The organism is Paraburkholderia sp. Cy-641 (genome assembly GCF_011752945.1).
Taxonomy (GTDB): domain Bacteria; phylum Pseudomonadota; class Gammaproteobacteria; order Burkholderiales; family Burkholderiaceae; genus Paraburkholderia.
The window spans coordinates 46,604-66,433 of sequence record NZ_VWWM01000003.1 but is presented as its reverse complement, the minus strand read 5'-3'; the positions used below and the strand labels follow the sequence as shown (position 1 = coordinate 66,433).

At 64.0% G+C, this 19,830-nt stretch carries 17 protein-coding genes; 8 read left to right on the top strand and 9 right to left on the bottom strand.

Going from position 1 to position 19,830, the window contains the following annotated elements; all coding sequences use genetic code 11:
• Positions 1–531: 531 nt before the first annotated feature.
• Both F3J20_RS02595 and F3J20_RS02590 read left to right on the top strand, forming a co-directional pair.
• Positions 532–1,272: a hypothetical protein gene (locus F3J20_RS02595; RefSeq protein WP_167281739.1), complete on the top strand. Its 741-nt coding sequence runs from the start codon at positions 532–534 to the stop codon at positions 1,270–1,272.
• 55 nt (positions 1,273–1,327) lie between these two features.
• Positions 1,328–2,413 carry a GGDEF domain-containing protein gene (locus F3J20_RS02590; RefSeq protein WP_240158917.1) on the top strand — a complete coding sequence of 362 codons (1,086 nt, stop codon included), beginning with the start codon at positions 1,328–1,330 and terminating at the stop codon, positions 2,411–2,413.
• Between the two features lie 36 nt (positions 2,414–2,449).
• Here the strand turns inward: F3J20_RS02590 and F3J20_RS02585 are convergent, their stop codons facing one another.
• The 4 genes from F3J20_RS02585 to F3J20_RS02570 are packed head-to-tail and all read right to left on the bottom strand — an operon-like array spanning position 2,450 to position 5,014.
• Positions 2,450–2,665: a hypothetical protein gene (locus F3J20_RS02585; RefSeq protein ID WP_167281737.1), complete on the bottom strand. Its 216-nt coding sequence runs from the start codon at positions 2,663–2,665 to the stop codon at positions 2,450–2,452.
• Between the two features lie 12 nt (positions 2,666–2,677).
• On the bottom strand, positions 2,678–3,328 hold the full coding sequence (locus F3J20_RS02580; RefSeq protein WP_167281736.1) for a glutathione S-transferase family protein: 651 nt from the start codon (positions 3,326–3,328) through the stop codon (positions 2,678–2,680).
• Position 3,329: 1 nt separating this feature from the next.
• Entirely contained in the window at positions 3,330–4,802 is a 1,473-nt protein-coding gene (locus F3J20_RS02575; RefSeq protein ID WP_167281735.1) for a sodium:solute symporter, read from the bottom strand.
• Entirely contained in the window at positions 4,799–5,014 is a 216-nt protein-coding gene (locus F3J20_RS02570; RefSeq protein ID WP_167041833.1) for a DUF3311 domain-containing protein, read from the bottom strand. The genes F3J20_RS02575 and F3J20_RS02570 overlap by 4 nt, the downstream gene beginning before the upstream one ends.
• Positions 5,015–5,398: 384 nt before the next feature.
• Here F3J20_RS02570 and F3J20_RS02565 point away from each other — a divergent pair, with 384 nt between their 5' ends.
• Positions 5,399–6,076, top strand: a complete 678-nt coding sequence (locus F3J20_RS02565; RefSeq protein WP_167041836.1) for a MarC family protein — start codon at positions 5,399–5,401, stop codon at positions 6,074–6,076.
• Between the two features lie 253 nt (positions 6,077–6,329).
• Here F3J20_RS02565 and F3J20_RS02560 read toward each other — a convergent pair whose 3' ends face one another.
• From F3J20_RS02560 to F3J20_RS02550, 3 genes are all read right to left on the bottom strand, one after another.
• Entirely contained in the window at positions 6,330–6,605 is a 276-nt protein-coding gene (locus F3J20_RS02560; protein ID WP_167041839.1) for a hypothetical protein, read from the bottom strand.
• Positions 6,606–7,039: 434 nt separating this feature from the next.
• Positions 7,040–8,800: a cobalamin biosynthesis protein CobT gene (locus F3J20_RS02555; protein ID WP_167281733.1), complete on the bottom strand. Its 1,761-nt coding sequence runs from the start codon at positions 8,798–8,800 to the stop codon at positions 7,040–7,042.
• 37 nt (positions 8,801–8,837) lie between these two features.
• Entirely contained in the window at positions 8,838–10,103 is a 1,266-nt protein-coding gene (locus tag F3J20_RS02550) for an AAA family ATPase (protein WP_167281732.1), read from the bottom strand.
• A gap of 326 nt (positions 10,104–10,429) precedes the next feature.
• On the opposite strand from F3J20_RS02550, the gene F3J20_RS02545 reads away from it, so the two are divergent.
• The 3 genes from F3J20_RS02545 (at position 10,430) to F3J20_RS02535 (ending at position 13,498) form a co-directional block, all read left to right on the top strand.
• Complete coding sequence (locus F3J20_RS02545) at positions 10,430–10,675, top strand: DUF6723 family protein (RefSeq protein WP_167041851.1); 246 nt, start codon at positions 10,430–10,432, stop codon at positions 10,673–10,675.
• A 286-nt stretch (positions 10,676–10,961) separates the two neighbouring features.
• Positions 10,962–13,043 (top strand): transketolase, encoded by a 2,082-nt coding sequence (gene tkt / locus F3J20_RS02540; protein WP_167281730.1) that lies wholly within the window; start codon positions 10,962–10,964, stop codon positions 13,041–13,043.
• Between the two features lie 155 nt (positions 13,044–13,198).
• On the top strand, positions 13,199–13,498 hold the full coding sequence (locus F3J20_RS02535) for a hypothetical protein (protein ID WP_167281728.1): 300 nt from the start codon (positions 13,199–13,201) through the stop codon (positions 13,496–13,498).
• Between the two features lie 172 nt (positions 13,499–13,670).
• Here F3J20_RS02535 and zapE read toward each other — a convergent pair whose 3' ends face one another.
• Together zapE and F3J20_RS02525 are read right to left on the bottom strand one after the other, a co-directional pair.
• The gene (gene zapE, locus F3J20_RS02530) at positions 13,671–14,768 is read right to left on the bottom strand and encodes a cell division protein ZapE (protein ID WP_167281726.1); all 1,098 of its coding nucleotides are present in this window, start codon (positions 14,766–14,768) and stop codon (positions 13,671–13,673) included.
• 287 nt (positions 14,769–15,055) lie between these two features.
• Complete coding sequence (locus F3J20_RS02525) at positions 15,056–15,958, bottom strand: YihY/virulence factor BrkB family protein (protein WP_167281725.1); 903 nt, start codon at positions 15,956–15,958, stop codon at positions 15,056–15,058.
• A gap of 616 nt (positions 15,959–16,574) precedes the next feature.
• On the opposite strand from F3J20_RS02525, the gene F3J20_RS02520 reads away from it, so the two are divergent.
• Complete coding sequence (locus F3J20_RS02520) at positions 16,575–17,033, top strand: response regulator (protein ID WP_167041866.1); 459 nt, start codon at positions 16,575–16,577, stop codon at positions 17,031–17,033.
• A gap of 316 nt (positions 17,034–17,349) precedes the next feature.
• On the top strand, positions 17,350–19,569 hold the full coding sequence (gene glgX, locus F3J20_RS02515; RefSeq protein ID WP_167281723.1) for a glycogen debranching protein GlgX: 2,220 nt from the start codon (positions 17,350–17,352) through the stop codon (positions 19,567–19,569).
• The last annotated feature ends 261 nt before the right edge of the window (positions 19,570–19,830 follow it).

The window sequence follows — 19,830 nt, the reverse complement described above, 5'->3', positions numbered from 1 at the left end:
GGCATGCTGAGCGATGACGTTATGCGTTTCGCAACCCGCGTTCGCGAAACGCGTGAACGAGAACTTACCATTACACGCGGACTATTTCGGGAATCCGGTGCCGCGGCAAGTTCGGTGGAGGCCTCGCGCCGCATGTGGCGCGTGTCTCGGTAAAAGCCCGTTTCAAGCGGTGGCCTTGCATCGTGCGCTGTCCACGGGGCAGGCGTGGTTGTTGCATCGGTGACAGCCACCGCTCTGGCGTGTTTCGCGGAACCCTTGTCGCATCTGGCGTAGCGGCCGGGGGCGGCGACGCGCCTACCTGCCGCGTTGCAGCTTTTACCTGCCTTGTTGCCGTTTGGTATGGCGATAGGTGGCCTGATTTTCAAACGCGATTGAGGCTCGACAAGGACGCGGCAAAAGCGCAACGTCAACCTGTTGTGGCCCACAGGCGAGAGGACTACATTCATCGAACAGTGCGTGCAACGGCGGCGCGCAAGCGCGGCTCGCGGCCACTGGTCAGCCCGAAGTGGCACGTACCCGGAGCGTATTGCAATGGCTACCGATCACGATCCTATTCGCGTGCGTGATTCCGCAACCGACGACCCACATAGCGACTTCGACCTCGACGGTTCGTACCGGACGGATGTTGTGCCGCGGCGTTTCAGCCGCCTCGCGCTCTGCGTCGCGGCGGCAGTCGCGCTGACTTTCGGCGTGTTGGGCACCATCGCCTATGGCGTCTGGTTCGATCAGGACCAGCAGGTGTATGCGCAGGCCATCGCCGGGGCGCGTGCGGCGCTCGGTTCGCCGAAGCCGGGCGGGGCTGCTGCGACAGCGACGGTGAGCGTCGCGCATGAAGCCGAGGCGTCTCGCGCGCAACCGGCCGCGTCCGTTGATACGCGCGAAGCCGCCAACGAGCATGGCAACGATCCGGGCGGGTGGTCGGGGCAGATCAGGCAGAGTCCTCCGCCTGTTGCGGGGGCTGCCCCTGCGGTGCAGTTGGCAGGCACGTTGTCCGATTCCGTAGCTGATGCATCGGCTGATCCGCCCGTTGCTACGGCTACCTCTGCTGCTCCATCCACGCCCCTTCGCGCCGCGAAGGCCGCCGATTCCACGGCGCAGCCCGCGTCCGGCCGTGCGTCGAAAGAAACGCGACTCGCGCAGCAGGGAAGGCATGCGTCGTCGAACGCGAAGCACAAGGACGGCCTGTTTGCGCGCGTGGGCAGTTTCTTGCGACGCGTAAGTTATCGTCAACATGGCAACGGACGACAACAAGACATTTACTCGCATCCTTGAGTGGGTTGCCGCCGTGCGAGCCGGCCCGCGCGGCGCCGTTCGCACGCGGATAGGGATGCGCCGCTGGCGGCCCGGACCGGCGAGCGTCGCCGTGGCCGCGCTGCTGTGTCTGCTGTTCGGCGTGCTGTATCTCGCGACGCAGATCCGCACGGTCTTCTCCGATCAATTCAAGCAGGAGTACGCGGGCCTCGTGCTCGAAGCGACCGAGCACGCCGACAGCGCGCGCGAACAACTGGCCGTGTGGCAGCGCATGTCCGGTGTGAGCCGCGACGCCGCCTACCAGCAAGGCTATCGCGCGGCGCGTGGCGAATTCGCGCGGCGTCTTGCCTCGCTGGCGGCGCTCGTCGACGCGAGCCCGTCGCCGGCACCGCCGCTTCCGTCCACGCTCGCGGCGGATGCGCCGCCCGAAACTACGGTGGCGCAGCTCGGCGACGTGTATGCGTTCTGGCACGCGCAACGCGAGGCGTCGAGCGCCGACGTGCGGCTACGCGCGACGCACGTCTCGCGCACGCTGATCGTGCTCGCCACGCTGCTGTTCTGCATGCTGATTACCGCGCTCGGCATGTATGCGAAGCGCAACCGGCAACTCGCAGGGCAATCGCACGAGTTCGAGCATGCGTCGCTGCATGATCCGCTGACGGGCTTGCCGAACCGCCGCATGCTGCTTACCGCGCTCGACGATGCCGCTGACGGCGCGCGGACCGCGATCGCAGAGCGGCGGGTCGCGCTGCTCTATATCGATCTCGACGGCTTCAAACAGGTCAACGACTCGTTCGGGCATCGCACCGGCGACGCATTCCTCGTCGACGTGTCGGCGCGGTTCCGCGCATCGGTGCGCAAGAGCGACCTTGTCGCACGGATCGGCGGCGACGAGTTCGCGGTGCTGGTGCGCGAGTTCGTGAACGAAACGCAACTGGTCGAGATCGCGCGCCGGCTGATCGCCTGCGTGGTCCGCGCCGACGAGGAAATGGGTGTCGGCCCCGTGCGCGCGAGCATCGGCATCGCGAGCTTTCCCGACGACGTCGACGATCCGCGCCACCTGGTCGCCGCAGCCGATGCCGCGATGTATCGGGTCAAGCGCGACGGCAAGGACGGTTATGCGTTCGCGGCGCCGACGGGGGTGGTGGAGCGGGAGGGGTGAGGGATTCGATAAAGTTCAATGGATTAGCTACGGCGTTTAGCCCGTTTTGATCGAATAGAGATCGCGCAGAAATTCATTTTGTTGACTTCTAAGCACATAGCGGCAGCGTGCTGCCATAACATCATATAGTTCTATATGGTTGCGTTGCGCCCGTTCCTTTGGTGACGGATATTCAATCTTAATCGCCAGATCGCAAGCCTTTGCGGCGTCATTCTGTATCCGCATATAACGGATCAATTCGGCCTTGTTCATGCTAAACACACGTCACCGCTCCTCGTTCATCCACCCCATCAACTTCTCGCGCGCATTCAGCTCAATGAACGACGGCCGCGCGCGCATCCCGCGGATATAGCTCGCGAGATGCGGCCAGTCCGTCGCCGGCCGCGGCATGTTGCGCGTCCAGCGCATCAGCACGACCGCGAGCAGGTCGGCGGTGCTGAGCCTGTCGCCGGTTAAATACGCGTGTTCCGCTCCGCCGAAGTGCGTATCGAGCCGTTCGCAAGCCTCCTCGATGCGGCGCCGCGCGAGCGCGCGCACCGCGTCGGCACCGCCGGCGTCGCCGTCCTTGTCGGCGTAGAACCAGTCGCGCATCGCGGGCAGCAGCGTGTTCGCGAGGTAGATCATCCACTCGATCCATGCGGCGCGTTGCGTCGAGCCCACCGCCGGCGCGAGCGCGGCGTCGGGGTGCCGCTCGGCGAGCAGCATCAGCAACGCAGCCGATTCATGGCGCGGCGTGCCGTCGACGATCAGTGTCGGCACCCGCCCGGCGGGATTGAGGCGCAGATAGTCCGGATCATGCTGCTGGCCCGCGCCGAAATCGACGAGGCGCGTCTCGAACGGCACGCCCAGTTCGATCAGCATCCAGTGCACGGCCATGCTGGCCGTGCCGGGCGAATAGTAGAGAACGTAGGACATGTCAATGCGCCGACGCGTGCGTCTGCTCGGCGCCGCGCGGCTGCGTCATCGCGCTCACGATCACGAACACGATCACGTTGACCACCAGCGCGAGGATGCCGATGTTGACGTCCTTCAGCGCATCGGGCAGGAACGGCATCAACTGGCCGACGCTCCAGTGCAGCAGCGTGGTCAGCGTGACCACCGCGACGCCGGCCACGATGCCGCAGAACGCGCCTTGCCTGGTCGCGCGGTTGTGCGGCCGCAGGCTGCAGATCATGGCCGGGAACAGCTGCGTGACGAAGTTGTAGCCCATCAGCAGCAGCGCGACGATCGTCGCGCCGCCGTGCAGCGTGAAGCCGACCGCGACGAGCGCCACGATCGGCACGAGCACGCGGGCAATCGTGGCGACGGTCGCATCCGATGCGCCGCGGTTCAGCATGCCGCGATAGACGTCGTTGGCGAGCAGCGTCGAGGCCGAGGTCAGGATCATCGAGCCCGGCACGAGCGCAGTCAGAATGCCGGCCGCGCCGATCACGCCGACGAACCACGGGTCGAACGTTTGCAGCGAGAGGCGGAACAGCGACAGGTCGATGTCGGCGCCGGTCAGGCCCGGCACGCGCAGCGTCGCCGCGAAGCCGACGAAGAACACGAACAGCAGGATCAGCTGATAGAGCGGCAGCACTGCTGCATTGCGGCGAAAGATGCGCTCGTCCTTCGCCGTGTAGATCGAGCCGAACGTGTGCGGCCACATGAAGAAGCCGAGCGCGGCCAGCAGCACGGTCGACTGGAACCACACCACGCTCGAGCCGCGCGCCGGGAACGACAGGAAGCCGGGGCGGGCGGCGTCGATCGCGCGGAACATGTCGGAGAAGCCGCCGTAGTAGTGCAGCGGCAGATAGATGCCGAGGAACAGCACGATCGCCAGAATCAGCAGGTCTTTGGCGACCGAGTTCCACGCGGAGCCGCGTACGCCCGACACGGTCACGTAGGCCGTGACCACGCAGGCGCCGATCCAGACCGCCGCCGTCGACGAAATCGCGCCGTACGAAACCGTCGCGACGATGATGCCGAGCCCCTTCAGCTGCAGCACGAGGTACGGAATCAGCGCGGCCACGCCGACCAGCGCGACGAGCGTGCCGAGCGCCGGGCTGTCGTATTTGCACGTGAAGAAGTGCGGCTGCGAGACGAGACGGTGGATCTTCGCGTAGCGCCAGATCGGCGGCAGCACCCAGTACGAGATGATGTAGGCGAGCGTGCCGTAGGCGAGGATGTAGTAGACCGGCGCGCCTTTGCCATAGGCGAAGCCGCTGCCGCCGAGGAACGTGAAGGTCGTGTAGATTTCGCCGGCCATCAGCAGGAACACGAACGCGGTGCCGAAGCTGCGGCCGCCCACGCTCCACTGCTCGAGGCTCATGTCGTGGCCGCGCCGCGCGCATACCCCGAGGAACAGCGCGCCGAGCGTGACGGCCGCGATGATGACGAGTGCACTCATGGGCGAACCTCCTCGGCGTCGGCGGCAAGCTGGCGGTTGGACGGATCGAGGCGGTAGACGATCGCCATGATGATCGCACTCAACACCACCCACATGACGATCCAGGCCAGCACGAACGGCATGCCGAGCACGAGCGGCTCGACACGATTGACAAACGCAACGCCGACCAGGATGCCGATGAACGGCAACGCGGCAAGTACACGAAGCAGCATGTGGGCAACTCCTCGAACGAAGGGGTAGATGTCGTTGAAAGTACGGCTGCGTTGACGACTTTATGCCTGATACTTTGGTCCCGTAAAGGGCTTCAAAATAAATGTCAGTTTTCCGAAAGTTGCGGATGCATCTTTCCGGTGCGATTGCTGCACCGCAAGGCGGAGCGCGGCCCGGCGCGCCGCTCGCGAGCGGGACTCGCCGTGCGCTGTCGCGGGGCACGGGGCGCGCGGTTTTTTGCGGCCTGGCTGGCGCGGCGCGATATCATCTGCCAGCAATGCAGCATGGTCCGGGCCGCGGTTCGTCGCAGCAGTTCGTGGGGTCCGCGCCCCGGGTTCATCAACAGGGCACGGCGTCTGTCGACGCGGCCCGCTACGGACACACATATGGTCGAAAGCCTGATCTCCGACATTCTGTTTGGCTTTACCGGCTTGATCAGCATCATCAATCCGATCGGCGGCGCTTTTGTTTTTCTCGACCGGACCGCCTCGCTGACCACCGAGGAGCGCAGCGTGCTCGCCCGCAAGATCGCGATCAACGCGAGCGTCGTGCTGCTGGTGGCGTTTTTCATCGGTACGCCGATCCTGCATTTCTTCGGCATTTCGATGGAGGCGCTGCGCATCGGCGGCGGCCTCGCGCTCGCGGTGGGCGGCTGGCAGATGCTCAATGCGCCGGACACGCAGCCGGCCGAGCAGACCGGCGTGAAGCGCGTCGATGCGGAGAATGCGATGTCGCGCGCCTTCTTCCCGCTGACCGTGCCGCTCACCACCGGGCCCGGCTCGATCGCGACGGCCATCGCACTGACAGCGAACCGCACGCACAAGCTCTCGGCGTTCGTGATGTCGGGCATCGCCTCGGTGGCGATTTCGCTCGCGGTGGCCGTGACCGTCTATCTGGTCTATAGCCGCGCGGTGGTGTTCGCGCGCTACCTCGGCGTGGAAGGCACGAAGGTCGCGTTGAGAGTGTCGGCGTTCCTGCTGCTGTGCATCGGCGTGCAGATCATCCTGACCGGCGTGTCCGAATTCCTGATTCCGATCGCGACGATGCCGCCGGTGGCGAGATGAAAAGCGCGAACACGTTTATTACGTTGCCTATACCGCGCGCAGTCAAGCTTCACGGCAGGCTTTGATGAAGGTTGCGAGCGTTGCGCGATGCAGGTACGAAATCGAGACTGGATTCGGGGCGGCCAAAGGCGAGTAAGGCCTTGACCGGCATGAGGTGTGTGACTTGGCCCCTGATTAACTTTCAGCGCTATTTATACCTATAACGCCGGTGCCGCAAATTCGGGCACCGGCAATGTTCGCTAACAGGTCCGGTTTACCTGTGCTCGGTATTCGCGGTTTCCGCCGCCTGCTTGAGTTCCTCATTGGCCTGGACGAGCAGATCGCGAGCCCTTTGGGCGTGCCCGCCGAGGTCCCATTCGTTCGCTCTTTGAGCATCGTCGATCCGCCTGTTGGCCTGGTCAACGAGATGCTGGGCGGCACGCAGGTTGGGATGCCTGTCGCCGACGTTGTGCGGCGGGGTCTGCGCGTAGGCAGCGGCACAGCACAAGACAGCGTTTGCAAGAATGGCGTTCGAGATAAAGCGCTTCATGGTTTTCTCCTGTGATGGAACAAATTCATATGCCAGGTATTTTTGCCGGCGAGCATACGTTCACACGAAATTTTTACTATTCTGTAATCGCCAGTGATATTAATTAACTACATTCCATCCTCGCCACATCATTCTTTTCTGTCAAGGAAAAGATAATTCATGTTTTTATAATTCCAGTTTTGATTAAAGAAAATATTTTTAAATCCAGTCGCTGATTTTTTGTAATTTCAAGGTCCATCTACCCGGCCATGACGACCTTCGCGCTGGCGCTATTCAGCGTGCCGACCTCGGAAGCCTTCAGCCCGTTGCGCACGGATTCGTGCAAACCGTCGTCAGTGAAGATTGCGGATTTCGCTTGATCGGCCAGATCGCCGATTCGGCGCGTTCATGGAGTCGGTTTGTGCGACGAAGGCCCAACTCGCCGCACTGGCAAACTAGCGTGTGAGCAGCATCGAGCCAAGCACCGAGAACGCCGTCGCGGGCAGTTCGGCGAGCCGGCTGATGACGACGTTACGCGGATAGAAATCTTCGACCGCATCGGTCAGCACGCCGATGCCGACCAGTTCGATGCCGCGCTTGCCGATCGCCGCGACGCGTTCGCGCAGATCGCTGCGCAAGACCTGCGGATCGCCGTCGCCGGTCGACGGGTAGCCGTCGGAGAACACCATCAGGATGCGGCGCGCGGCCGGGTGATCGGCGAGCCGCGTCGCGGCCCATGCGAGCGCCTCGCCGTCCGGGTTCTCGTGCCCGCAGTCGATTTCGGCGAGGCCGCTCAGATCGGTCGCGCCGAAGTGCTTGTAGACCTTCAGATCGAGCCGCTCGACGAAGCGGTTATAGCGCCGCAAATCGGCGCCGGCCGCGAGCTGGCGCTCGTAGAGCTGCTTCATCGGCGCCGATTCGAGCGAGCAGTAGCCGAGCACTTCGCAATCGAACGACAACTGCGTGAGCGCATCGCATAGGGCGCTCGCGCAGAGGCGCGCAAGTTCGATCTTGCGGCCGGCCATCGAACCGCTGCGGTCGATCAGCAAGGTCACCGCGACGTCGCGCCCCTTGGCCGCGCGCTGCGTGCGAAACGGCGTGCGATAACCGGGCGACGTCGCGAGCTTCGCGAGCGCCATGCGGTCGATCTCGCCGCGCTCCTGTTCGCGGCGCCAGCGGATGCGCTCGTCGGCGGACAGCGCGCGCTCGAGCTTGTCCTTGAGCGGCGCAGTGTCGGCACGCGCCTGGGCGCGCAGCGCGCGCCATGCCGCGCTGTCGCCCTGGCCGGTCACGTCGGCGATCACGTCGAATTCGGTGGCGAGCGGAAGCGACAGCAGCATGCGTGCGGCGCCCGCCGAGGTCGCGCTTGTCGCGGCTTCGGTGCGCGTGGCGAGCGCCTGCGCATCGGCGGGCGACTGGCCCATGCCGACCGCGTCGTCGGCCTGCGCGCCGCCGCCGCGCTCCGCCGGCGGCGTGGCGGCGGCGTGATCGGGCCGCAGATCATCGTCCTCGCTGAACGGTGCCGACGAAGCGGGCACGGTATCGGTGTCGATGTCTTCGATGGGATCGGCCGTGAACATCATGCTGTTCGCCTCGCCGGCCGACAATGCCCGCACGCGCGCGACGAGATCGTGCGCGACCGCGATGCTGCGCGCGGTCGAACCGCTCGCGCGGGCTTCGTGCAGCAAATCCTGCGACGCGTGCAATGCCGCCAGCAGCGAATGAACCGCCTCGGTACGGGTCGGCGCTTCGTCCCACAATGTGCGCTCGACGAGCCACGCGAGCCGATCGCGCCAATGCAGCTTCGGCCAGCGTTGCCGCACACGTTCGGCCGTATGCGCGCGCAATGCGCCGATGAACCAGCGCGCGCCCGGATATTCGTCGAGCAGTTGCGCGCAGACGCGACGATCGTCGATCACCTGCGCGAGCTTTGCCGTGATGCCTTGCGGCAGCGCATCGAGTTGCGCGAGCGACGCATGTTTGGCGCGCGCGACGAGCAGATCGAGATAGCCGATCAATACATCGCGCTCGACACCGCCATCGCGTTCGTAATCGGGAATCACGATGCGGCCGGGTTCGACGCGCGGCCCATCGGGACTGAACACGACGGTCACGCCGTATTGCCCGGTCAGCACGCGCGCGACCTTGCCGAGCGTCGATTCGAATGCGAAGCCCTGTGCGTTGCGCGAGGTGGGGGCGGGGTGCCGTGCGTTCATCCGTGCCGTTCTTCCGTATCGCTTCCGCTCCCGGCGCTCAAACAGCCGGCGCGATGTGATGACGGACGATGCCGCGAATCAGCGCGGCATCCTCGGGCGTTACCTTCGCGTAAATGGCCGGACCCGCCGCGCGCTCCGGATCGCCGGTGCGCAGCATCAGTTCGGCCCAGTCGAGCAGCCGGCGCGTCGAGAAGGCGCTCGACAGGTCTTCGCGCGCGAACGCGGCGCGGCAGTCGGCGGCGATCGCGGCAAGCGTGACGGCGAGCGCGCGCGTCATATACGGCGCGAGCGTGCGCAGCAGCACGTCGGTTTCCTCGGCCGGCGTCAGATAGTCGAGCAGGTAGACGCGCCAGCGATCGAGAAAGGCCTCGTTCATCAGATTCGCGCCCTGGTACAGATGGCGGAACTGGCTCATCGCGCCGACCGCGTTCGCGGTCGCGAAGAGGCGGAACGCCGGATGCGGGGCGACGATCTCGTTGCCTTTCTCCTTCAGCACGAGACGGCCTTGCGGTTCGAGCACGGCGGTCAGCGCGGCGAGAATCGACGGTTCGGCGAAGTCGATTTCATCGACGATCAGCCACAGGCCCTCGCGCATCGCCGTGGGCAGCACGCCGTCGACCCACAGGGTCTCGCCGCCCTTGACGGTCCAGAAGCCGACGAAATCGCCGACCGTCGTCTGTCCGTTCATGTTCGAGCGCAGCACGCCGTGCCGCGCCCGCGCGGCAACCTGTTCGATGAGGCTCGTCTTGCCCGCGCCCGTGTGGCCGATCAGCATCACGCGGCGGTTCTCGACGATGTCGGCCACGATGTCGTTAAAGCGCGCCGAAAACAGATAGGCGGGATTCATGCGCGGCACGAGCGGGTGGGGCATGCCGCAAGGGACGTCGACGTCGCCGATGCGCACGGTGCCGTGCGCTTCGGCCTGCGTTGCTGCGTCGGCTTCCCCGGACCCGCGCGACTGCTCCGCCAGCCTCTTCGCGCTGGCCCGCTGCAACTCCGGCATGAAGGCGACGCGCGCCCGCGCATCGGGATCGTTGCCGGCCGCGCCGCTGTCGATCGCAAAACCCTCGCGGCGCCACTTCTTCTGCTTGGCCCGCAGATTTTCCGCATCGACGACGAGATCGATATCGACCCCGCCCGCGCCGTTCCCGTCGTCGACACCGTGTTCGAGGCGATAGGTCTCGGGCCGGTCGGCCACGCTCACGCGCCACCATTCGGCGCCGGTCTGCGTCGCGCGCCGATAGAGGCCGAGGTTTTCGTCCTTGTTTCCGTCTTCGCTTTCAGGCAGGTCGGGCATGCTCATGGCAAAAAAATGTCGAATGACAAACGATGTTTTGATTTGGCTCGGGCCGGTTTGCCGACTATCTTATCTTGGGCGGCTTTCGAACGCCTGCGTGTCGCGAATCCGTCCGGTTCTTCCGCTTTCAATACCCAGGCTTTCCGCCGCGAGAGTGCGCCCGTCGTTGAGTGCGCGTATGCATGTGCGTGTATGAGCGAGCCGAGCTGCGAGGAACGGGTATTGCTTGCCTTCGTCGCGCGCGAGATCGCGATCTCGCGAAGTGCGTACGCGGCAGTGGATATCGCCGCAACGGGGCCGCATGGATGGGAAACCCAGGACGAGGCATGCACATGGCAAGACACAAGGCCGACGTGGCTGACGACGACTTCGAGATTTACGCCAGCTATCATGGAACCGGCGACGGACGTTACATAGGTGGATTGAAGGTCGTCAGAAAGGCTGACCGGAAAGTGCTGTTTCCATTCGACGGCGCGCCGCAGATCGGCCCCTACGCGACCGCCGACGAAGCGCGGCGAGCGGCGATCGACTATGGCCGCGAGATCGTCGCGGCGGATCGCGCGTCGCCGGAGAGTTGAGCGGTTGAGCGACGGGGGCGTGCAATCAGGGCGACCCGCCACGCAACGGCCCATGTTGGCGGCCATGTGAATGCGTGCAGATTCACGCATATCGGCGCATCATCGGTGAGCTTCGCCGCGATTTTTCATACGTGTGCTCCCGTGCGTGAGTTTTCGCGCGCTGTCCCCGGCATGCTTTTGCGCATGTTCCCACGCGAGCTTCCACGTCGATCCCATGCGCCGGTACGCGCGAGCGCCGCGCCGTGCGTTCCGGCTGTCCTCCGAATTGCCGAACAAGGAGCGTCCCATGCAAAACGATCCCGCCCTCGATCAGCTGTGCATCAACACGATCCGCACGCTGTCGATGGACGCCGTGCAGAAAGCCAATTCCGGCCACCCCGGTACGCCGATGGCATTGGCGCCGGTCGCGTACCAGTTGTGGCAACACCATCTGCGCTACGACCCGGACGAACCGTTGTGGCCGAATCGCGACCGCTTCGTGCTGTCGGTCGGGCATGCGTCGATGCTGCTGTATTCGCTGCTGCATCTGGCCAACGTGAAGGCCGTCGACGAGCACGGCCAGCCCACCGGCGGGCCGGCCGTATCGCTCGACGACATCGAGCATTTCCGCCAGCTCGGCAGCAGGACGCCGGGCCACCCCGAATACCGCATGACCACCGGCGTCGAGACGACCACGGGACCGCTCGGCCAGGGGCTCGGCAACAGCGTCGGCATGGCGATGGCCGCGCGCTGGTACGAGAACCGTTTCAACAAGGCCGACGCGCCGCTGTTCGATTACCGCGTCTACGCGCTATGCGGCGACGGCGACATGATGGAAGGCATCTCGCACGAAGCGGCCTCGCTCGCGGGGCATCTGAAGCTGTCGAACCTGATCTGGATTTACGACAGCAATCGCGTGACGATCGAAGGCCATACGGACCTCGCGTATAGCGACGATGTCGAGAGCCGTTTTCGCGGCTATCGCTGGCACACGCTGCACGTCGACGATGCGAACGACACGGCCGCGCTCGAAGCGGCGCTCGTCGAGGCGAAGAGCGTGCAGGACCGGCCGACGCTGATCGTGGTGCATAGCCTGATCGGCTGGGGCGCGCCGCATAAGCAGGACACGGCGGCCGCGCACGGCGAACCGCTCGGCGTCGAAGAAGTCGCGCTCGCGAAGCAAGCCTACGGCTGGCCCGAGGATAAATTCTTCTACGTGCCGGATGGCGTGCACGAACGCTTTGCGCAAGGTTTCGGCGCGCGCGGCAAGGCGGCGCGCGAGCAATGGCAGACGCAATACGAAACCTGTAAGAAGACGTATCCGGACCTCGCGCGCGAATTCGCGCAGATCGAAGCACATGAATTGCCGCAGGGCTGGGACAGCGACATCCCGAGTTTCGAGGCCGACGCGAAGGGCATCGCCACGCGCGAATCGTCGGGCAAGGTGCTCAATGCGATTGCCGCGCGCGTGCCGTGGCTGCTCGGCGGCGCGGCGGATCTTTCCCCGTCGACGAAAACCAACCTCAAATTCGAGGGCGCGGGCAGTTTCGAAGCGGACGACTATGGCGGCCGCAATCTGCACTTCGGCATTCGCGAGCACGCGATGGGCGCGATCGTGAACGGCCTCGCGCTATCGAATCTGCGGCCGTACGGCTCGACGTTCCTGATTTTCAGCGACTACATGAAGCCGCCGATTCGGCTCTCGGCGATCATGGAAGTGCCGGCCATCTATGTGTTCACGCACGATTCGATCGGCGTCGGCGAGGACGGTCCGACGCATCAGCCGATCGAGCAGCTTGCGTCGTTGCGCGGCGTGCCGGGACTCACGGTGCTGCGCCCCGCCGATGCGAACGAGGCGGCCGAGGCGTGGCGCGTTGCGCTCGCGCATCCGCGCAGGCCGTCGTGTCTCGTTCTGACGCGCCAGCCGCTGCCGACGCTCGACCGCCAGCGCTATGCGGCCGCGAGCGGCGTGCAGCACGGTGCCTATGTACTCGCCGATGCCCCCGCCGGCGAGAAGCCCGCGGTGATTCTGATGGCGAGCGGCAGCGAAGTTTCGATCTGCGTCGACGTGTACGAGAAGCTCAAGGGCGAGGGCATCGCGGCGCGCGTGGTGTCGATGCCGTCGTGGGACATCTTCGAGCGCGAGGACCGCGCGTATCGGGAGTCGGTGCTGCCCGCCGACGTCGAGGCGCGCGTTGCGGTCGAACAGGCCGCGGCGCTTGGCTGGGATCGCTACGCGGGACAGTTCGGCGCGCAGGTCGTCATGCATACGTTCGGTGCATCGGCGCCGCTGGCCGATCTGAAGAAGAAATTCGGCTTTACGCCGGAACGGGTGTATGGGGTGGCGAAGCAGCAGATCGAGAGGGTAAGGGGTGGAGGGAATGGGTGATATTGGCAGGTCGGTGCGTAGCAATGCACCGACCAGGTCCAGCAATTTCTGGCCGGGCCGTTATTGAGATTCACCGTTGACCGAGCGTGCTATAAGGTGCCATTTTTTCAGGTACCCGGCAGCGCGTTGCACGCTGACGGTACGGTGGAGATTCGATGAAACGGATAGTCTGGTGTACTGCATGTGTGCTGGCATTCCTCGGCGCGTCGGTAGCCGGCGGTTGGTGGCTGGGAGAACTTCTCTCGCCGTTTTCCTTTGACATGCCGTATTGGCTCGATGTCACTATTCGGGCCGGTATGCACCTGGCGGGTGTACTCGACCCGCTTGATCCGGATGACATCGAGACAATCGGCCTTTTTCTGTTATTCCTCACGTACTGCATCGTCGTCGCGGTCGTATTGTCGAGTGCGCTTTTTATGTTGAAACGGCATCTGAAGAAGCATCGTACCGGCTAATCAATTCGCCGGAATCGTCACCATCGGCGCCTTACTGCTCGTATCGGCTTCCGCGAGCGCCATCAGATTCCGTACGACCGTGAACGCGTATTTCGAATCGAAATGCAAGATTTACATGAACCCGAAGCGCCCGATGTGGCGTGTGCGATCTATGCGGCACCGTGTACCGTGTTCACGATGCGTTAACAGCGTTCATGCTGTTGTCGTCGCGAGTGCCATCGAGCGTGCTGCGATACGCGCGCGACTGCATCTCCGCCAGCCGGCTCAGCGTGCGCGACAGATCATGCGCGCCTTCGAGCCCGACGAGCGCCGACTCGATCGGTTGATCTGAAGCGATGAACAGCGCGCGCTTGCGATCGTAGACGATGTCGATAAGCCACACGAGCCGCTGCAACGTATGCGACTGCGCAAGCGCGGCCGTATCCAGATTGTCGACGATGATCCCTTGCCATTGCCCGGCGAGATCGAGGTAGTCGAGGTGCGAACGGCTTGCCACGCAGAGCGGCTCGAAGTCCGCCCACAGCAGTGCATTGCCCGCGGCGCGCGCGGCAAGCGGCCGGCCCGCCGCGCTGAGCGTGACCGGTTCGATACGCGCGTCGCGTTCATGATGCGCGAAGATAGCGCGCAGCGCCGCATGGCTCGCCGCGTCGAGCGGCGCAAAGAAACGCGGCACCTCTGCCGCTTCGCCGCCGAAGCGATAATCGCGCGCGCCATCGAAATGGATGACGGTGAAGCAGCGCTTGATCTGCGCGATGGTCGGCAGGAAACGCTCGTGAAACTCGGGGTCGGGCAGCAGATCGTCGGGCGCGTAGTTCGACGTGAGCACGATGCGCGTGCCGAGGCCGATTGCGGTATCGAGAAAGCGGCCCATCAGGAAGGCATCGGCAATGTCGTGTACGTGGAATTCGTCGAAGCACAGCAACTCGATGCCGTCGAGCCATTGCCGTGAGACATCGCCGAGACGGTCGTCGCTGCGCGGCGCATTGACGAGCCGCCGGTTCATCTCGCGCAGAAATTCGTGGAAGTGCAGACGCCGTTTGCGGCACGGCGCGAGTTCGAACACCGTATCGACGACGAGGCTTTTGCCGCGTCCGGGCAGCCCGTGGCAATAGACGCCTTGCGAGGCAAATGCGGACGAAGACCATGCACGCCGAGCCTGCTGCTGTGCGCCGAGCAGGGCCGCGAGCGCGCCGATTGCTTCGCGCTGGCGCGTATCGGGCGTGATGTCGCGAGCGCCGAGCGCGCGCGTGATGCGGGTTTCGTCAAGCATCGGCGCACGTGATTAACGGAGTCACGCCGAACGTCTTGGCTTCAGTCTGGAGAAATTGCGGCATGTGTGTGAGGGCAGGGACGTAGTGGCATGCAACAGGCGGCGTGCAGTAAGCACATGCAATGCGCGCGTTATTTTAACAGCCGCCTCCCGATGCCTGCCCCCTGCGATGCGTCGAACTTCGCATGGTCTTTCATTGCGCACGGTTCCCACATAACGCGACAAACCGCGAGAAACAGGCGGTGTTGCTCGCGGCAAGTTTCGTTCGCTCCATTCAAGCAGTACCCTCAGCCCGTTTCTATGCGCGGTTGCGGCGCATCGAGCGGTTCATGACCGAAGCGCTCGTATTGCGAAATCACCTGCGCGCCAAACAGCAGCAGCGTGGCGAGCCATTCGAAGCTCAGCAGGATCACGATCGCCATCGTCAGCGACCCATAGACGAGGCTCACCTGCGAGAGCGTGGCGAAATACCAGACCAGCACGTGCCGCGTGATTTCCCACAATACGCCCGCTACGACGCCGCCGATCAGCGCGTGTTTGATCGAAGGACGCCCGACCGGCATCACGAGATAGATCGAGGTCAGCACGAAGATTTCGCCGGCGAGCCCGAGCACGTACAGCACGATGCGCGAGAAGCCCGCGAGCGGCACGTGCAGGCCGAGCAGTTCGATCCCTTCCGCGCCGATCGTTTCGAGCGCGCTCGACACGCACGTCACGATCAACAGGCCGATGCCGAGACACAGGATGTAGCAGTAAGGCAGCAGCGCCGAGATCAGAAAGTGCCGCCGCTTCACGACGACACGATGCACGAAGATCAGCGACATCGCGTTTTCGAGCACGGTAAACGCGAGCGAACTGAAGAAGATCATCGTGAGCAGCAGTACCCAGCCGATCACTGCGCGATGCTCGAGAAAATTGGCAAGCTCGCGCACGAGCGCATTCGACTGTCCCGGCACGAGCCAGCGCAACAGATGGCCGAGTGCATCGAGCACGAGCGGCTGCGGCACCACGCGCGAGAGCACGATGACGACCAGGATCAGCAGCGGCACGATCGACAGCAGCGCGTAATACGCCACCGCGCCCGCCAGCAGCAGCCCCTGGTTCGCGCGAAAGGCTTTCAGCGTCTGCAACACGAAACGGCCGGGATGTTTGGCGATATACAGCGCATGCTGGTCGAGAAAAAGCGGCATGAAGTCTCGCGATACGGACCGGGGCCGCCGGGTGGCGGCCGCTCCCGGCACGTCTGTTTGCTTTATATACCGTAAGCGGAATATCGTAAGCAGGACCGCGACCCCATGCGCGGCCGCGCCCCGGGAATACAGCTTGCTTATCGCCGTACCGGGCCGGATACCTGTCCGCATATATGAGCCGGCCTATCGTGCGGGATAACCCGCAGAGCGCAAACCCCTAACATGTCGAGCATTTTTTTATCGGCGGCGTCGCTTATGCTGTGGTTATGACCGCTTTATCGATGTGCGCCGCCAAGAGCGCAAGCGGCTTATAAACGACATCCCCTCAATCCGTTTTTAAAACGACATCGTGCCGGGCCCTTGAGCGGGGCGGTCGCACGAGGACAGTGCGTTCGAACGATGGCGCGCATGCGTCTGTCGCGAGCCGTGTCATTTAAACGCCGTAGTGAATTGGCAAGCTGAACCGCATTCCTCGCGGGTATGCGGGCGCGCCGCGTTGGTCGCGGCGTTTGAACGGGGTTAACGGCGAATACAACGATTGCGCAAGGGAGACGGGAGCAGATATTGCCGTGTGGGGCAATGCCCGTCAGAGCGGAATGGAATAAGGCAAGTAAAAATGACGTTCAACGACAGCGTGGATAGCAACGACGACGTACTCGTGTGGCGGCCGATCCGCTACGCGATGGCCGCGCATCGTCGCGTGCTGGTGGTCGACGACTACCGCGAAGCGGCCGAGGCGTTGCAGATGCTGCTGATCGCCGACGGCTTCGACTGCCGCGCGCTCGATGATCCGTTTGCCGTCTGCGACATGGCGCGCGAATGGCAGCCGTTCGCGGTGGTGCTCGACATCAAGATGCCGGGGCTCGACGGGCTCGAACTCGCGCGCCGGCTGCGCGCTCATTCCCAGACTTCACATATGTTGCTGGTTGCGTGTACGGCATTTGCGTCACGCGAAGACCGCGCGCGCGCGAAAGCCGCCGGCTTCGATGCCCATTGCGCGAAGCCGTTGACGCCCGAGCGTCTGCTGCGCGTGCTCGAATCGGCGGCGGCGCTGCATGTGGCCGGGCCATTGTGAAAGAACGGTTCCGATGAGTTTCCGATTGATCTCCGCTTGATACGGGGCCGCTTTGCCGCGCTCTCGTACCGCCTAGACGTTTGACATTTGTCACGCCCGCAGGAGCTTGCGTGAAGCCCGCAACGGGGCGAGCGAACGGCATGGCAGATCAGGCATGGTTTCAGGTCTGTAAATTGCTGCATGAGCGGGCCGGCTGCGCGGCGTGACTAAATGGCCGCATCGCCGTTCGACCGCCGACGCTGGAATAGCGGCGAAGCCATACGCAACGAATACCAACGCCGCGATAACGTCCCTCGCGTCCACAGGAACCGCTCCTATGTCAACTCCGGCTCACTACTCGACGCGCATTTCGGAAGGCTCGCCGTTTCCGCTCGGCGCGACATGGAACGGCAGCGGCGTCAATTTCGCGCTGTTCTCGGCACATGCGACGAAAGTCGAACTATGCCTGTTCGATGAAACGGGGCAGCACGAAATCGAGCGCATCGAACTGCCCGAGTACACCGACGAGGTATGGCACGTGTTCGTGCCGAATCTGAAACCGGGCGCGGTCTATGGGTATCGCGTGCATGGTCCTTACGAGCCGGAGAACGGCCATCGCTTCAATCCGAACAAGCTGCTGCTCGATCCGTATGCGAAAGCGCACATCGGCGAACTGAAGTGGGCGCCGGAGATTTTCGGCTATACGCTCGACTCGCCGGACGGCGACCTTTCGTTCGACGAACGCGATAGCGCCGCCTTCGTGCCGAAATGCAAGGTGGTCGACGCCAACTTCTCGTGGACGCATCCCGAGCGCAACGCGTTGCCGTGGGAGCGCGTGATTCTTTACGAAACCCACGTGCGCGGCTTGACGAAGCGTCATCCGCAAGTGCCCGAGCATTTGCGCGGCACGTTCGCGGCGCTCGGGCAGCAGGCCGTGCTCGACTACATTCGCGGCCTCGGCGTGACGTCGGTCGAACTGCTGCCGGTCCAGACCTTCGTCAACGACAGCTATCTGCTCGATAAAGGTTTGACGAACTACTGGGGCTACAACACGATCGGCTTCTTCGCGGCCGACCCGCGTTACTTCGCATCGTCGAACGATTCGGTCGGCGAGTTCAAGGAGATGGTCGACCGTTTCCATCAGGCCGACCTCGAAGTGATTCTCGACGTGGTCTACAACCACACGGCCGAAGGCAACGAACGCGGCCCGACGATCTCGTTCAAGGGCATCGACAACGCGTCGTACTACCGTCTGCTGCCCGACGAGGCGCGCTACTACATCAACGATACCGGCACCGGCAACACGCTGAACCTGTCGCATCCGCGCGTGCTGCAGATGGTCACCGACAGCCTGCGCTACTGGGTCACGGAAATGAAGGTCGACGGCTTCCGTTTCGATCTCGCGACGATTCTCGGCCGCGAGACGCATGGCTTCGATGAAGGCGGCGGCTTTCTCGACAGTTGCCGCCAGGACCCGGTGCTCTCCAGCGTGCGGCTGATTGCCGAGCCGTGGGATTGCGGTCCGGGCGGCTATCAGGTGGGCGGTTTTCCGCCGGGCTGGGCCGAATGGAACGACCGCTTTCGCGACACCGTGCGCGAGTACTGGAAGGGCGACGAAGGCAAGGCCGCCGATCTCGCGACACGGCTCACCGCATCGGGCGACAAATTCAATCATCGCGGCCGGCGGCCGTGGGCCAGCGTGAACTTCATCGCCGCGCACGACGGTTTCACGCTCAACGACCTCGTCTCCTACAACGATAAACATAACGAAGCAAATGGTGAAGACAACAAGGACGGCCACTCGGACAATAAATCCTGGAACATGGGCGTCGAAGGACCGACCGACGACGCCGACATCCGCCAGCAGCGCGAGCGCCAGAAACGCAATCTGCTTGCGACCTTGCTGCTGTCGCAAGGCACGCCGATGATCCTCGCGGGCGACGAATTCGGCCGCACGCAGCGCGGCAACAACAACGCGTATTGCCAGGACAACGAGATCAGCTGGGTCGATTGGGATGCGATCGACGACGATGGCCGCGCGCTGACCGAATTCGTGCGCAATCTGACCACGCTGCGGCATCGTTTGCCGGTGCTGCGGCGCGGCCGCTTTCTCACCGGCGAGTACAACGAAGCGCTCGACGTGACCGATACGCGCTGGCTGTCGCCCGACGGCACCGACATCGCGCACGAGCAGTGGGACGATCCGCAGATGCGCTGCTTCGGCCTCGTGATCGACGGCCGCGCGCAGGCGAGCGGCATTCGCCGCCTCGCTTCCGATGCGACCTTGCTGCTCGTCCTGAACGCGCATCACGACGTGGTCAATTTCACGCTGCCCGAGATTCCCGAAGGCGAACACTGGACCTGTCTCGTCGATACGAACATGCCGGTGCGTGCGGAACTGCCGCAATTCCGCGCGGGCGACGCCTATCAGGTGACGGGCCGCTCGCTGCTGCTGTTCGCGCTCGAAGCGCCGAGCCGCGCGACGCAGCGCGTGTTCGACCGGCTTGAAGAACAGCTCACGTCCGATGAGGGCGCGTCGGCCGCACCGGGTGCCTGACGCTTCGCCGCGTCGCTTGCGCTTGCGGGAGCCGTGCTGTGGAGCAGGTGAGCGTTCGGCAAGTAGCAATCCGTGTGCCTGAGCGTGTGCCTGAGCCATCGCCGAACATGGCCCCGAACCGCGAACCCGATCACGCTGCCGACGCGCTTGGGACAAAACGGGGAAGTGCGGTAAATTCCGGAGTAAAACGAATTAGCGAGCGAACAGCAATACGCGAACCGCACCATGCGAATAGCAGGGCGCGAACTGAGGTGCAATGCT